This is a genomic window from Streptococcus infantis (assembly GCF_047464415.1).
In the GTDB taxonomy this organism is placed as follows: Bacteria; Bacillota; Bacilli; order Lactobacillales; family Streptococcaceae; genus Streptococcus; species Streptococcus infantis_AE.
Map to the genome: position 1 here is coordinate 1 of NZ_JASHBX010000006.1, position 14,970 is coordinate 14,970.

At 40.7% G+C, this 14,970-nt stretch carries 12 protein-coding genes and 1 other RNA gene; 12 read left to right on the forward strand and 1 reads right to left on the reverse strand.

The window, feature by feature from the left end:
* Positions 1 to 485: 485 nt before the first annotated feature.
* Positions 486 to 833, reverse strand: a transfer-messenger RNA (tmRNA) gene (ssrA, locus tag QM460_RS04550).
* Positions 834 to 1,039: 206 nt separating this feature from the next.
* Here ssrA and recJ point away from each other — a divergent pair.
* From recJ to glnR, 12 genes are all read left to right on the forward strand, one after another.
* The gene (gene recJ, locus QM460_RS04555) at positions 1,040 to 3,265 is read left to right on the forward strand and encodes a single-stranded-DNA-specific exonuclease RecJ (RefSeq protein ID WP_414289440.1); all 2,226 of its coding nucleotides are present in this window, start codon (positions 1,040 to 1,042) and stop codon (positions 3,263 to 3,265) included.
* A gap of 272 nt (positions 3,266 to 3,537) precedes the next feature.
* Positions 3,538 to 3,822, forward strand: coding sequence for a DUF2695 domain-containing protein (locus QM460_RS04560; protein ID WP_414289368.1), 285 nt, complete (start codon positions 3,538 to 3,540; stop codon positions 3,820 to 3,822).
* A 230-nt stretch (positions 3,823 to 4,052) separates the two neighbouring features.
* Positions 4,053 to 5,714 (forward strand): ribonuclease J, encoded by a 1,662-nt coding sequence (locus QM460_RS04565; RefSeq protein ID WP_414282514.1) that lies wholly within the window; start codon positions 4,053 to 4,055, stop codon positions 5,712 to 5,714.
* Positions 5,715 to 5,779: 65 nt separating this feature from the next.
* The gene (locus QM460_RS04570; protein ID WP_414267390.1) at positions 5,780 to 6,559 is read left to right on the forward strand and encodes an alpha/beta hydrolase; all 780 of its coding nucleotides are present in this window, start codon (positions 5,780 to 5,782) and stop codon (positions 6,557 to 6,559) included.
* A 107-nt stretch (positions 6,560 to 6,666) separates the two neighbouring features.
* A complete protein-coding gene (locus QM460_RS04575) occupies positions 6,667 to 7,368 on the forward strand; it encodes a M57 family metalloprotease (protein WP_414289369.1) in 702 nt (233 codons plus the stop codon).
* A 70-nt stretch (positions 7,369 to 7,438) separates the two neighbouring features.
* Positions 7,439 to 9,265, forward strand: coding sequence for an excinuclease ABC subunit UvrC (uvrC, locus tag QM460_RS04580; RefSeq protein ID WP_414289370.1), 1,827 nt, complete (start codon positions 7,439 to 7,441; stop codon positions 9,263 to 9,265).
* A gap of 68 nt (positions 9,266 to 9,333) precedes the next feature.
* Complete coding sequence (gene rsmH / locus QM460_RS04585; protein WP_075230631.1) at positions 9,334 to 10,284, forward strand: 16S rRNA (cytosine(1402)-N(4))-methyltransferase RsmH; 951 nt, start codon at positions 9,334 to 9,336, stop codon at positions 10,282 to 10,284.
* A gap of 9 nt (positions 10,285 to 10,293) precedes the next feature.
* On the forward strand, positions 10,294 to 10,611 hold the full coding sequence (gene ftsL / locus QM460_RS04590) for a cell division protein FtsL (RefSeq protein ID WP_006144939.1): 318 nt from the start codon (positions 10,294 to 10,296) through the stop codon (positions 10,609 to 10,611).
* A 3-nt stretch (positions 10,612 to 10,614) separates the two neighbouring features.
* Positions 10,615 to 12,870 carry a penicillin-binding protein PBP2X gene (pbp2X, locus tag QM460_RS04595; protein ID WP_414289371.1) on the forward strand — a complete coding sequence of 752 codons (2,256 nt, stop codon included), beginning with the start codon at positions 10,615 to 10,617 and terminating at the stop codon, positions 12,868 to 12,870.
* 1 nt (position 12,871) lies between these two features.
* Positions 12,872 to 13,852, forward strand: coding sequence for a phospho-N-acetylmuramoyl-pentapeptide-transferase (gene mraY, locus QM460_RS04600; RefSeq protein WP_414289372.1), 981 nt, complete (start codon positions 12,872 to 12,874; stop codon positions 13,850 to 13,852).
* 126 nt (positions 13,853 to 13,978) lie between these two features.
* Positions 13,979 to 14,506 (forward strand): FUSC family protein, encoded by a 528-nt coding sequence (locus QM460_RS04605; protein WP_414289373.1) that lies wholly within the window; start codon positions 13,979 to 13,981, stop codon positions 14,504 to 14,506.
* Between the two features lie 75 nt (positions 14,507 to 14,581).
* Positions 14,582 to 14,938 carry a transcriptional repressor GlnR gene (gene glnR, locus QM460_RS04610; protein WP_000659543.1) on the forward strand — a complete coding sequence of 119 codons (357 nt, stop codon included), beginning with the start codon at positions 14,582 to 14,584 and terminating at the stop codon, positions 14,936 to 14,938.
* The last annotated feature ends 32 nt before the right edge of the window (positions 14,939 to 14,970 follow it).

The window sequence follows — 14,970 nt, forward strand, 5'->3', positions numbered from 1 at the left end:
AGAGGCAAGTGACGAGTCAAGAGCAATAAGGCTTGAACAACGTGAAAGCCAGCGTCTTTAGGCGCTGGCTGGTAATTTGGGCTTATAGCCCTGGTACAAACCACCCGTTTGACGGGTGGTTATGATTGGGCTACTTAATGGGAAAAGTGGTAAAAAGTAAATTTCTAAAATACTAGAAAAATAAAGAAATTGAAGTGGAGAAATTTCTATCGAGTATCATTAGTAGGATCACGAAAAATAAAAGGTGACTGTTTATTTTTAAAATATGGAGATAGAGCCTTGTAAACTAGGTAAACAAAAAGAGGTTGGGATAAAAAAGATCCCGACCTCACTTTTTATTAGCAATTAAACTTTGACGCGATAGCTGATTGAACTTTTTTGTTCGTCTTTTAGACTCCAAAAAGTTCTAATCATCCTCGCGGGGCTGGGAATACGAAATCGAGACTTTGTCAATCGATTTCTGTCCCACCGCCTTTTTTTAAATATAATGGAGCCGGTGGGAGTCGAACCCACGTCCAAACACCTGCTAACATATTTGTCTACAACCATAGGTTATGTATTGTTTTAACAGCTCCTCGACACATAACTCAAGCCTAGAAACTGCGAGTCTATAAATCTCTTATCAAACTGCTAGACAAAGTTTGATCGTATCTCGCTAATAATAAGACCTGTCATTGAACACGAGCGATCCAAATCGGGTCACGCCTGCTGGTTTTTAGGCAGCTAGAGCGTAAGAAGTGTTATTTTTTGCAGTTATATTTAACTGAGCGTTTACGTCGCCACACGAGTCGCAAAATATGCCTCATAATGCCTGTCGAATCCGTAACGACCCCAAAAGACAACACAATTATTATACCTTATCTGAGGGGAAATTGCAAAAGTCAAGTAAAAAAAGGAATGACACTTTGTCATGTATATGTTTTATAAGTGGCTGTTTAGAACGATGAAGAGTCATCAGCTTAGTAAGAAAATCAAGAGAAAAACTGGAAATCATGTTATAATAAAGAGATAGAATCGTAAGAAAGAGTGGATGATTTTTTTGATAATTCCTACTTATAATTGGCAATTCGCTCCGCAAGTTGAGGATGCGGATTTTACAAAGATAGCTAAGAAAGCTGGTTTGGGCCCTGAAGTAGCTCGTTTGTTATTTGAACGAGGCATTCAGGATGAGACTAGTCTGAAAAAATTTTTAGAACCTTCTTTGGAGGATTTGCTTGATCCCTACCTTTTAAATGATATGGAAAAGGCAGTGGAGCGGATTCGCCATGCTATTGAACAAGGGGAACTGATTCTTATTTACGGGGACTACGATGCGGATGGGATGACTTCGGCTTCCATTGTTAAGGAAAGTTTAGAACAGTTGGGTGCTGAGTGCCTGGTTTATCTTCCCAATCGCTTTACGGATGGCTATGGTCCAAATGCCAGTGTCTACAAATATTTTATCGAACAGCAGGGCGTGTCTTTGATTGTGACGGTGGATAATGGTGTGGCAGGGCATGAAGCCATTGATTTGGCCCAGTCTATGGGAGTGGACGTCATTGTGACCGACCACCATTCTATGCCTGAGGTTTCACCAGATGCCTATGCTATTATCCATCCTGAACATCCAGGGGCGGACTATCCTTTCAAACATTTGGCTGGTTGTGGGGTCGCTTTTAAGCTAGCTTGTGCCCTTTTGGAAGAAGTACAGGTTGATTTGTTAGACTTGGTTGCAATTGGGACAATTGCCGACATGGTCAGCTTGACGGACGAAAATCGTATCATGGTCCAATATGGTCTTGAGGTCTTGCGCAATACTCAGCGAATGGGATTGCAAGAAATGTTTGAAATCGCTGGGATTTCGAGTAGTGATGTGACAGAAGAGACAGTTGGTTTTCAGTTAGCACCGCGTTTAAATGCTCTAGGACGTTTGGATGATCCTAATCCAGCTATTGATTTGTTGACTGGATTTGACGATGAGGAAGTGCATGAAATCGCCCTTTTGATTCATCAAAAGAATGAAGAACGTAAGGAAGTTGTTCAGTCCATTTACGATGAAGCCAAGGGCATGGTGGATCCTGATAAAAGTGTTCAAGTTTTGGCTAAAGAAGGCTGGAATCCGGGAGTTCTTGGAATTGTAGCTGGACGCTTGTTGGAAGAACTAGGTCAGACAGTTATTGTGCTAAATATCGAAGATGGACGCGCCAAGGGAAGTGCTCGAAGCATAGAAGCAGTCGATATCTTTGAAGCCTTGGACCCACATCGAGAACTGTTTATCGCATTTGGAGGTCACGCAGGTGCTGCAGGTATGACCCTCGAAGTGGATAAGTTGGAAGTCTTGTCTGATGTTTTGGAAGCATATATCCGAGAAAAAGGTGCAGATGCCCAAGGTAAAAACAATCTATTTTTAGACGAAGAACTGGATTTAGAGGCCTTGAGTCTGGAGACGGTGAAAAGTTTTGAACGTCTAGCTCCTTTTGGGATGGATAACCAAAAACCTGTCTTCTATATTCGAGATTTCCAAGTTGAGAATGCTCGAATTATGGGGGCTGGTAATGCTCATCTCAAGCTGAAAATTTCCAAAGGTGAGGCTAGTTTTGAGGTGGTCGCTTTTGGTCAAGGTAAATGGGCGACTGAATTCTCACAGACCAAGCAACTGGAATTGGCAGTGACTCTCTCTGTTAACCAATGGAATGGACAAACAAGCTTGCAGTTGATGATGGTTGATGCCCGTGTAGAAGGTGTCCAGCTCTTTAACATTCGTGGCAAGAATGCCCTGTTACCAGAAGGGGTAGCCGTTTTGGATTTTACGCAAGAGTTACCTGATGTGACCTCTTGTTCAGCTATTGTCGTTAAGAATATTCCTGAGGATATATCCCTCCTTAAGAAAATCTGTCAGGAGCAGGAATTTTCAGCTCTTTACTTTAAAAATGATATAGCCAAGGCTTACTATTTGACGGGCTATGGCACTAGAGAGCAGTTTGCAAAATTGTATAAAACCATCTATCAGTTCCCAGAGTTTGATATTCGCTATAAACTCAAGGATTTGGCGACCTTTCTCAAGATTGAGCAAATCTTGTTAGTCAAAATGATTCAGATATTTGAAGAGCTTGGCTTTGTGACCATTGAAAATGGAGTCATGAGGGTGAATAAAGAAGCTGAAAAGCGTGATATAGCTGAGAGTCAGATTTATCAAAAGCTGAAACAAACTGTTAAAGATCAAGAGATTATGGCGCTTGGAACAGTTCAGGAAATCTATGATTTCTTAATGGAAAAAAGTGAATAGAGATAGAAAGAGTTGGCTTGCTGACTCTTTTTTGTTTGCTAACAAAAACCTCTTCAATGAAAGGAATTTAGTGCTATAATGAGAGGAGTGAAGGACTGTTGAACCTTGTTGAAGAAAGTTATACTCTTCGAAAATCTCTTCAAACCACGTCAGCTTTATCTGCAACCTCAAAGCGGTGCTTTGAGCAACCTGCGGCTAGCTTCCTAGTTTGCTCTTTGATTTTCATTGAGTATTAGTATCAAAAGTACCAGAGAAGTTAGTCGGAGGAGAAAATGGATAAAGAGAAGAAAAAGAAATTACTGGCAGAGTATAAGCAACAACAGAAGAAAGAATTTGAAGCTAGTTTACCGATAACAAGGGAGCTCTTTTTAGATTTGTTTGATTTTTTGGATCAGGAGTTAGAGTCGCTGACTTGTCCTGCTGATTTTACCTTGACTAGATCCTTTCTAAAAGAGCGTGATTTAGAAGTTGAAGTGATTTTGGGATTTTTAGAAGCAAATGGAGCCTACTGTGACTGCGAAGTGCTTTATAATGTTGCTGACTTATTTGAAGATTAGACAGGATGGGAGCAACAATTGTCTCATTTGCCCCTCTTGTTAGTGCTGCTTTGTCCGTTATTGAACGGAAAGAGGTAGTTGAAGTACGATTATCTGTAAGATTCATTTTGAAAATTAGTAAAAAAATGGTATAATGAATGGAAAAGATTCGGCTGAAAGTGAATTGGACTTTCAGAAAAAGAGAGCTTTTAAAGCTCTACAAACAGTTGAAGTGACTATTCGGAGGAAAAATGAATACTATTAAATTAACAACACTTGGGGGTGTACGTGAAAATGGTAAGAACATGTACATCGCAGAAATTAACGACTCGATTTTTGTATTAGATGCAGGTTTGAAATATCCTGAAAATGAACAGTTGGGTGTCGATGTCGTTATTCCCAACATGGACTATTTGTTTGAAAATAGCGATCGTATTGCTGGGGTTTTCTTAACACACGGGCATGCGGATGCGATTGGCGCCCTCCCTTATCTCTTGGCAGAAGCTAAGGTTCCTGTATTTGGCTCAGAGTTGACCATCGAACTGGCTAAACTATTTGTTAAGGGAAATGACAGCGTCAAGAAATTTGATGATTTCCATGTGATTGATGAAAATACAGAGATTGATTTTGGCGGAACGGTAGTATCCTTCTTCCGTACAACCCACTCTATCCCAGAAAGTTTGGGTGTGGTCTTGAAAACATCTGAAGGCAACATCGTCTATACAGGAGATTTCAAGTTTGACCAAACAGCTAGTGAATCCTATGCTACTGACTTTGGACGTTTAGCCGAAATTGGTCGTGAAGGAGTCCTGGCTCTTCTAAGTGATTCTGCGAATGCAGATAGCAATATCCAAGTAGCCAGTGAAAATGAAGTTGGTGTAGAAATCACGCAAACCATCTCTGACTGGGATGGACGTATCATCGTTGCTGCAGTTGCAAGTAATCTTTCCCGTATCCAGCAGGTTTTTGACGCAGCTGCGGAGACAGGACGTCGTGTTGTCTTGACAGGATTTGACATTGAAAATATCGTCCGTACAGCTATTCGTCTGAAAAAATTGTCTTTAGCAAGTGAAAATCTTTTGATTAAACCAAAAGATATGTCTCGTTTTGAAGATCATGAGTTGATCATTCTTGAAACTGGACGTATGGGTGAACCCATTAACGGCCTACGCAAGATGTCTATCGGTCGTCACCGTTATGTTGAAATCAAAGAAGGTGACCTAGTTTATATCGTTACAACACCCTCAATCGCCAAGGAAGCGGTTATGGCACGTGTAGAAAATATGGTCTACCAAGCAGGTGGAGTTGTCAAGCCAATTACTCATAGCTTGCGTGTGTCAGGACATGGGAATGCGCGTGATTTGCAATTGATGATCAATCTCTTGCAACCTCAGTATCTCTTCCCAATCCAGGGAGAATACCGTGAGTTGGATGCCCATGCTAAGGCTGCTATGGCAGTTGGTATGCTACCAGAACGTATTTTTATTCCTAAAAAAGGGACTACTATGTCTTACGAGCATGGGGACTTTGTTCCATCTGGTGCAGTTACAGCAGGCGATGTCTTGATTGATGGGAATGCCATCGGAGATGTCGGTAATGTCGTCCTTCGTGACCGTAAGGTCTTGTCAGAAGATGGGATTTTCATCGTGGCTATCACTGTTAACCGTCGTGAGAAAAAAATCATTGCTAGAGCTCGAGTGCACACGCGTGGATTTGTCTATCTCAAGAAGAGCCGTGATATCTTGCGCGAAAGTACAGAGCTAGTCAATCAAACAGTAGAAGACTATCTACAAGGTGAAGATTTTGACTGGGCTGAACTCAAAGGTAAGGTACGTGATCATTTGGCCAAGTTCCTCTTTGACCAAACCAAGCGTCGCCCAGCTATCTTACCAGTAGTCATGGAAGCAAAATAGGATCAAATAGCAAGAGAAAGTCGAGTTTCGGCTTTTTCTTATCTTAAATGAATAAGGAGCAAGTTATGGCAGTAATGAAGATTGAGTATTACTCAGAAGTTTTAGATATGGAGTGGGGAGTGAATGTTCTCTACCCAGATGCGTCTCGGGTTGAGGAGCCAGATTCTACGGATATTCCTGTCCTCTATCTCTTACATGGGATGTCAGGGAATCATAATAGCTGGCTCAAACGGACCAATGTAGAGCGCTTGGTGCGAGGGACTAATCTGATTGTTGTCATGCCTAATACAAGTAACGGTTGGTACACAGATACTCAGTATGGCTATAACTACTATACAGCTCTAGCAGAAGAACTGCCTAAAGTGCTCAAACGTTTCTTCCCTAATATGTCTAGCAAGCGTGAAAAGACTTTTATCGCTGGCCTTTCAATGGGAGGCTACGGTTCCTTCAAATTGGCCCTATCAACCAATCGTTTCTCACATGCAGCTAGTCTTTCTGGTGCTCTTAGTTTCGAAGAGTTTTCTCCAGAAAGTCAAAATCTTGGGTCGCTTGCTTACTGGCGAGGTGTTTTTGGTAAAGTTAATGATTGGGTGAATAGCCCTTACTCACTTGAAACACTCGCTAAAAAGTCTGATAAGAAAACCAAGCTCTGGGCTTGGTGTGGTGAACAAGATTTCTTGTATGCTGCCAATAATCTAGCAGTGAAGAATCTCAAGAAACTTGGTTTTGATGTGACCTATAGCCACAGTGCAGGGACCCACGAGTGGTATTATTGGGAAAAACAATTGGAACGGTTTTTGGCTACCTTGCCAATTGATTTTGTTTTGGAAGAACGCTTGTCTTAGTTTTAGTTTTCTTTCAGCTTACTCAAGTAAAATAAGGAATCTATCTTTAGAATGGAAATCCATGGTTTAAAGATGGATTCTTATTTTTTTAGGAAAGGCGGGAAATCATGTTCTGGATTATTCGTGTTCTATGTCGATTGTTACTAGGGATTTGGCGCATGTTCTGGCGCCTTGTGTGGACTCTTGTAGTCTTAATTCTCATTGCTTTAGGGATTCTCTGGTATATGACAGGGGATTTATCTGGTATCTTCAATCAAGCGGGGCAACTTGTTCAAGTTGGTCAAGCAGGCTGGCATCAATGGCAAGAAACTGGTAAGTTGCAAGGTTTGTCTCAGACTGATCATCATCAAGATTCAGGAGTAAAATGGCCCCAAGCACAGGCGACAATTTATATTGATCCTCAAATGGATGCAACCTTCCAAAAAGCCTACGCTGAGGCTATTGCCAATTGGAATCAGACTGGCGCTTTTAATTTTGTACTTGTGACAGAACCTGACCAAGCAACTATTTTTGCGACTGAAATGAATGATGGTTCCACATCTGTTGCTGGTGAGGCAGAGAGCCAGACAAATCTCCTAACCAAACAATTTACTTCAGTAACAGTTCGTTTGAATCATTATTATCTATCCAATCCAAACTATGGCTATACCTATGATCGTATCTTGCATACGGCAGAGCATGAGCTAGGACATGCCATTGGCTTGGAACATACTAATGAAGTGTCAGTCATGCAGCCAGCAGGTTCTTATTATGGTATTCAGGCTCAAGATGTTCAAGCAGTTCAAGAACTATATGAGTCTGGAGAGTAAGTGATTTTCAAACGAAAAATAGAGCTCCTTGATGTAAGCAATGAAGGGGGCTTTTTGCTATAATGGAACTATGAATAACTTGATTAAATCAAAACTAGAGCTCTTGCCGACCAGCCCTGGTTGTTACATTCACAAGGATAAAAATGGTACGATTATCTATGTAGGAAAGGCTAAAAATCTACGTAACCGTGTACGGTCCTATTTCCGTGGGAGTCATGATACCAAAACAGAAGCCTTGGTGTCTGAAATTGTGGACTTTGAGTTTATTGTTACGGAATCCAATATTGAGGCCCTCCTTCTGGAAATCAACTTGATTAAGGAAAATAAGCCTAAATACAATATTATGCTCAAGGACGACAAGTCCTATCCTTTCATCAAAATTACCAATGAGCGCTATCCTCGCTTGATTATCACCCGTCAGGTCAAGAAAGACGGAGGTCTCTATTTTGGACCCTATCCGGATGTGGGCGCAGCTAATGAAATTAAACGGCTATTGGATCGGATTTTCCCTTTTCGTAAGTGTACTAATCCACCGTCTAAGGTCTGTTTTTATTACCATATCGGCCAGTGCGTGGCTCACACCATTTGTAAGAAAGACGAGGCTTATTTCAAAGCCATGGCTCAAGAAGTCTCTGATTTTCTAAAGGGGCAGGATGACAAAATCATTGATGATCTCAAGGGTAAAATGGCAGTGGCAGCCCAAAGTATGGAGTTTGAACGTGCAGCGGAATACCGTGATTTGATTCAGGCCATTGGCACTCTTCGGACCAAGCAACGGGTTATGGCCAAGGATCTCCAAAATCGTGATGTCTTTGGCTACTATGTAGACAAGGGCTGGATGTGTGTTCAGGTTTTCTTTGTCCGTCAGGGTAAGCTCATTGAGCGTGATGTCAACCTTTTTCCTTACTACAATGATCCAGATGAAGATTTTCTGACCTATGTTGGGCAGTTTTATCAAGAAAAATCTCATCTGGTTCCCAATGAAATTTTGATTCCTCAGGATATTGATGAAGAGGCCGTTAAGGCTTTGGTGGATACCAAAATTCTCAAGCCCCAACGTGGGGAGAAAAAACAACTGGTTAATCTGGCTATCAAAAATGCGCGTGTAAGCTTGGAGCAGAAGTTTAACTTACTAGAAAAATCAGTTGAGAAGACTCAAGGGGCTATTGAAAATCTGGGGCGACTTTTACAAATTCCAACCCCAGTCCGTATCGAGTCCTTTGATAACTCCAATATCATGGGGACTAGTCCAGTCTCTGCTATGGTTGTTTTTGTCAATGGTAAACCTAGCAAGAAGGATTACCGCAAGTACAAGATAAAAACAGTTGTAGGGCCAGATGACTATGCAAGTATGCGAGAGGTTATCCGCAGACGCTATGGTCGAGTTCAACGTGATGGCTTGACCCCGCCTGACTTAATTGTTATTGATGGTGGTCAAGGTCAGGTTAATATCGCTAAGCAGGTTATTCAAGAAGAGTTGGGGTTAGATATTCCCATTGCAGGTCTGCAAAAAAATGATAAGCACCAAACCCATGAATTGCTCTTTGGAGATCCGCTTGAGGTGGTAGAGCTGTCTCGTAATTCTCAGGAATTTTTCCTCTTGCAACGCATTCAGGATGAGGTGCACCGCTTTGCCATTACATTCCACCGTCAACTGCGCTCTAAAAATTCCTTTTCCTCTCAATTGGATGGAATTGAAGGTCTGGGTCCAAAACGCAAGCAGAATTTGATGAAATATTTCAAATCTCTGACAAAAATCAAGGAAGCCAGTGTGGATGAGATTGTCGCTGTTGGTATACCAAGAGCAGTGGCAGAGGCAGTTCATCATCACCTGAATCCAGAAGTAGACTCAGGGCTAGCTCAAGTAGCTGAGAAGCCTGTCGAGTATAAGGAATAAAGCAACAGTGGAATGTTTTAGCTTTAGTGAGTGCAAGCTAGTCGGATTTGTGGTAAAATAGATAAGATATGACAAAAGAATTTCATCATGTAACGGTCATGCTCCATGAGACCATTGATATGCTAGATGTAAAACCTGATGGTATTTACGTTGATGCGACCTTGGGAGGAGCAGGACACAGCGAGTATTTATTAAGTAAGTTAAGTGAGAAGGGGCATTTATATGCCTTTGACCAGGACCAAAACGCTATTGATAATGCACAAAAACGTTTGGCGCCTTACATTGAAAAGGGCATGGTCACCTTCATCAAGGATAATTTCCGTCATTTGAAGGACCGCTTACATGACTTAGGTGTGACTGAAATTGATGGAATTTGTTATGATTTAGGTGTGTCAAGCCCGCAGTTAGATCAGCGTGAACGTGGTTTTTCCTATAAGAAGGATGCACCACTGGATATGCGCATGAATCAGGAAGCTAGTTTGACCGCTTATGAAGTCGTTAATCACTACGACTACCATGATTTGGTAAGAATCTTTTTCAAATATGGAGAGGACAAGTTTTCCAAACAGATTGCTCGAAAAATTGAACAGGCGCGTGAGCTTAAACCAATCGAGACAACGACCGAGTTGGCAGAGATTATCAAATCTGCCAAACCGGCTAAGGAGCTCAAGAAAAAAGGTCACCCAGCCAAACAAATTTTCCAAGCTATCCGTATAGAGGTCAATGATGAACTGGGGGCTGCGGATGAATCAATCCAGCAGGCGATTGAACTTCTAGCTCTTGATGGAAGAATTTCAGTCATCACATTTCATTCGCTGGAGGACCGCTTGACCAAACAGTTATTTAAGGAAGCTTCTACAGTTGAAGTTCCTAAAGGTTTGCCTTTTATTCCAGACGATCTCAAGCCAAAGATGGAATTAGTATCTCGTAAACCGATTTTACCAAGCAAGGAAGAATTGGAAGCCAATAATCGTTCCCACTCAGCCAAGCTTCGAGTGGCAAGAAAAATTCACAAGTAAGAGGAAATAATGGCAGAAAACAGAGGAACAACGAGCCAATTGCTACAAGCTCGTATAAAAAAATTTTCGCGTGTTGAAAAGGCCTTTTACCTTTCAATTGCTATCACAGCCCTGATCTTAGCAGTAAGTGTTGTCTATATGCAAACAAAACTCCTGCAAGTTCAGAGTGAGTTAACAACAGTTAATAATCAAATCGAAGAAAAGAAGACCGAACTAGATGATGCCAAGCAAGAAGTTAATGAATTGATCCGATCAGAACGCTTGACAGGAATTGCAGACTCGCAAGAGTTGCAGTTAAATAATGAAAATATCCGATCGGCGGAGTAGTATATGAAAACCTGGAAAGAAAGAATAATACACTTTGCCATTAAGAATCGCAGAACTCCTCTAGAAAACCGCAGACGAGTTGGAAAAAGCCTTAGTCTCTTGGCTGTCATTCTCTTTGCTGTTTTTTTGGTTAACTTTGCGGTGATTATTGGTACGGGAAAGAAGTTTGGTGTTGACCTGGTCAAAGAAGCTTATAAGGTTCATCAAACAACTCGAACAGTCCCTGCTAAGAGGGGAACCATTTATGATCGTAATGGAACTCCGATTGCAGAAGATGCAACGTCCTATAATGTTTATGCTATCATTGATAAGGATTATAAATCAGCTAATGGAGATATTCTATATGTTGAGGAATCTCAGTACAATAAGGTAGCCGAAATTTTCCATAAGTACTTGGATATGGAGGAGACCTATGTCAAAGATCAACTCTCTCAACCGAATCTCAAACAGGTTTCTTTTGGTGCTAAAGGAAATGGGATTACCTATGCTAATATGATGTCCATTAAACAGGACTTAGAATCTGCTAAGGTTGAGGGTATTAATTTTACGACTAGTCCAAATCGAAGTTATCCAAATGGAAAATTTGCCTCATCCTTTATTGGTTTAGCACAGTTACATGAAAATGAAGATGGCACGAAAAGTCTAATTGGGACATCGGGTATCGAGAGTTCCTTAAATAGTTTATTGGCAGGGACAGATGGTATTATTACTTACGAAAAAGACCGTCTAGGTAATATTGTTCCTGGTACAGAACAAGTCACCCAACAGACCGTAAACGGGAAAGACGTCTATACGACCCTATCTAGTCCTTTGCAGTCCTTTATGGAAAGTCAAATGGATGCCTTCCAAGGAAAACTAAAAGGCAAGTATATGACTGCGACCTTGGTTAGTGCCAAGACAGGAGAAATTCTGGCCACGACTCAAAGACCGACCTTTGATGCTGATACCAAAGAAGGGATTACAGAGGACTTTGTCTGGCGTGATATCCTTTACCAAAGTAACTATGAACCAGGTTCAACCATGAAGGTCATGACCTTAGCAGCAGCTATAGATAACAACACCTTCCCTGGTGGAGAATACTTTAATAGTAGCGAATTAAAAATAGCAGATGCAACTATTAAGGACTGGGATGTGAATGATGGCTTATCAGCTGGAAGTATAATGACATACTCACAAGGTTTTGATCACTCGAGTAATGTCGGTATGACCTTGCTCCAGCAAAAAATGGGGGATGCCACTTGGTTAGACTATCTCAGTCGTTTCAAATTTGGTGTTCCTACTCGTTTTGGGATGAGTGATGAATATGCCGGACAATTGCCTGAAGACAATATCGTTAGTATTGCCATGAGTTCTTTTGGTCAAGGGATTTCTGTTACTCAGACCCAGATGCTTCGTGCCTTTACAGCAATCGCTAATGATGGGGTCATGCTAGAGCCGAAGTTTATTAGTGCCCTCTATGATCCAAATGATCAGACTGTTCGTAAATCGCAGAGGGAGGTTGTAGGGAATCCTGTTTCTAAAGAAGCGGCTAGTCTGACTCGAGAAAATATGATTTTGGTTGGTACAGATCCTGTTTATGGTACAATGTACAATAAACTTACCGGTAAACCAATCGTTACTGTTCCTGGTCAGACTGTTTCTGTCAAATCTGGAACAGCTCAAATTGCCGATGAGCAAAACGGAGGATATTTAGTTGGGAAAACCAATTATATCTTTTCTGTAGTAACCATGCATCCTTCTGAAAATCCTGATTTTATTCTTTACGTAACAGTTCAACAGCCAGAACACTTTTCTAACCCTTGGTTTGGAGAATTTGCTAATCCTATTCTTGAACGAGCTTCTGCCATGAAGGAATCTCTCAATCTTCAATCTACAGCTAAGAACTTGGATCAGGTAACATCAACAACTAACTATGCAATGCCTGCGACTAAGGATTATAGTGCTGGAGATTTGGCTGAAGAGCTACGACGTAACCTTGTTCAACCAATTGTTATCGGTTCCGGAACAAAAATTAAAGAAAGTTCAGTATCAGAAGGAACCAATCTAGATGCTAATGAAAAAGTTCTACTACTCTCTGACAAGGTAGAGGAGATGCCTGACTTATATGGCTGGTCTAAGAAAAATGTTGAAACCTTTGCCAAATGGTTGAATCTTGAAGTTGAATTTGAAGGTACAGGAGAAATTGTTAAAAAACAAAGTGTTCGTTCTAATACAGCTTTAAAAGATTTACAGAAAATAAAAATAACATTAGGAGATTAGAATGCTAGTTTCTATCTTTCCTGGGATCCTTACTTTTGTTCTTACAGTGGTAGGAATTCCAGCTTTTATCCGTTTTTACCGTAAAGCACAAATTACTGGTCAACAGATGCATGAGGATGTTAAACAGCACCAAGCAAAAGCTGGGACGCCAACAATGGGAGGAATAGTCTTCCTCGTAACAAGTGTTTTAGTTAGTTTAGTTCTTGCACTTTTGACTAATCAACTAACCAACAATGTCGGAATGATCCTCTTTATTCTCGTTTTGTATGGTTTGGTTGGCTTCTTAGATGATTTCCTCAAGGTTTTTCGTAAAATCAATGAAGGGCTCAATCCTAAACAAAAGCTCTTGCTTCAATTAGTAGGAGGAGTTATCTTCTATCTCTTTTATGAAAGAGGAGGGGATGTCTTAAATGTATTTGGTTATCCATTGCACTTAGGCGTTCTTTACATTTTCTTTGCTCTCTTCTGGTTGGTTGGTTTTTCAAATGCTGTTAACTTGACTGACGGAATTGATGGCTTGGCAAGTATCTCAGTAGTGATTAGCCTATCTGCCTATGGAGTCATTGCTTATGTACAAAACCAATTGGATATTCTCCTAGTGATTCTTGCTATGATTGGTGGTCTTCTTGGTTTCTTTGTCTTTAACCATAAGCCTGCTAAAGTTTTTATGGGAGATGTCGGAAGTCTTGCTCTTGGAGGGATGTTGGCCGCTATTTCTATGGCATTGCACCAAGAATGGACGCTGCTTTTGATTGGTCTAGTGTATGTCTTTGAAACAACATCTGTTATGATGCAAGTCACCTACTTTAAGTTGACTGGAGGAAAACGTATCTTCCGTATGACACCAGTTCACCATCATTTTGAGTTGGGGGGCTTTTCTGGAAAAGGCCAAGCTTGGAGTGAGTGGAAGGTCGACTTCTTCTTCTGGGGAGTGGGCTTACTCGCTAGTCTCTTGACTTTAGCTTTCATGTATTTGTTCTAAAAATAGAATATTGATTATAAGAGAGAAGGATTAAGTTCCTTCTCTTTTCTATTTCCATCAGTTTATTGCATCCCCTTCTCAAAAATAGGTAAATTTATGGTAAAATGGAAATAGAAAGTTGAAATGATGAGTTATTTTAAAAAGTATAGATTTGACAAATCCAAGTTTAAGTTAGGGATGCGAACTTTCAAGACAGGGATCGCTGTTTTTTTAGTTCTCATGATTTTTGGTTTTTTTGGCTGGAAAGGACTTCAGATTGGAGCCTTGACTGCGGTTTTTAGTTTAAGAGAAGACTTTGACAAGAGTGTTCATTTTGGTACTTCTCGTATTCTCGGAAATAGTATCGGTGGTTTTTATGCCCTGATTTTCTTTCTCTTAAATAATCTTTTTCACGGAGCCTTCTGGGTAACCCTCCTAGTTGTTCCAATTTGCACCATGTTAACCATTATGACAAATGTTGCTATGAACAATAAAGCAGGTGTTATCGGTGGAGTTGCGGCTATGTTGATTATTACCTTATCAATTCCAAGCGGTGAGACTGTTTTGTACGTATTTGCCCGAGTTTTTGAAACATTTATGGGTGTTTTTGTAGCAATTCTTGTAAATTACGATATTGATCGTTTACGGATCATTTTACTGAAAAAAACAAAATAATGTCACAAGATATAACATTATTGATTGACGATTGAATTTTTTTAGACTATAATAGACAGAAAGAAGGAAGTGTACATGAAGGAAAAAGAATTTCGTCGCAATATGGCAGTTTTTCCTATTGGTAGTGTTATGAAGCTGACCGATCTTTCGGCGCGCCAAATTCGTTATTATGAAGACCAGGAATTGATTAAGCCTGATCGCAACGAGGGCAATCGCCGTATGTATTCTTTGAATGACATGGATCGATTGCTTGAGATTAAAGATTATATCTCTGAAGGTCTGAACATTGCTGCCATCAAGAAAAAATATGCTGAACGTGAGGCGAAGTCTAAAAAACCAGTGAGTCAAACTGAAGTGCGTAGAGCGCTTCGGAATGAAGTTCTCCAGCAAAGTCGCTTTGCTTCTCAACAATCGCCTTTTGGTCGCGGTTAGGCAACCGCAAGTCGTCATATATAAGGAGAAAA

Excerpts from the sequence above, each read along its gene's own strand:
- QM460_RS04560 (WP_414289368.1), top strand. The coding sequence starts at position 3,538 with ATGGATAAAGAGAAGAAAAAGAAATTACTGGCAGAGTATAAGCAACAA.
- QM460_RS04565 (WP_414282514.1), top strand. The coding sequence starts at position 4,053 with ATGAATACTATTAAATTAACAACACTTGGGGGTGTACGTGAAAATGGT.
- QM460_RS04570 (WP_414267390.1), top strand. The coding sequence starts at position 5,780 with ATGGCAGTAATGAAGATTGAGTATTACTCAGAAGTTTTAGATATGGAG.
- QM460_RS04575 (WP_414289369.1), top strand. The coding sequence starts at position 6,667 with ATGTTCTGGATTATTCGTGTTCTATGTCGATTGTTACTAGGGATTTGG.
- uvrC (WP_414289370.1), top strand. The coding sequence starts at position 7,439 with ATGAATAACTTGATTAAATCAAAACTAGAGCTCTTGCCGACCAGCCCT.
- rsmH (WP_075230631.1), top strand. The coding sequence starts at position 9,334 with ATGACAAAAGAATTTCATCATGTAACGGTCATGCTCCATGAGACCATT.
- ftsL (WP_006144939.1), top strand. The coding sequence starts at position 10,294 with ATGGCAGAAAACAGAGGAACAACGAGCCAATTGCTACAAGCTCGTATA.
- pbp2X (WP_414289371.1), top strand. The coding sequence starts at position 10,615 with ATGAAAACCTGGAAAGAAAGAATAATACACTTTGCCATTAAGAATCGC.
- mraY (WP_414289372.1), top strand. The coding sequence starts at position 12,872 with ATGCTAGTTTCTATCTTTCCTGGGATCCTTACTTTTGTTCTTACAGTG.
- QM460_RS04605 (WP_414289373.1), top strand. The coding sequence starts at position 13,979 with ATGAGTTATTTTAAAAAGTATAGATTTGACAAATCCAAGTTTAAGTTA.
- glnR (WP_000659543.1), top strand. The coding sequence starts at position 14,582 with ATGAAGGAAAAAGAATTTCGTCGCAATATGGCAGTTTTTCCTATTGGT.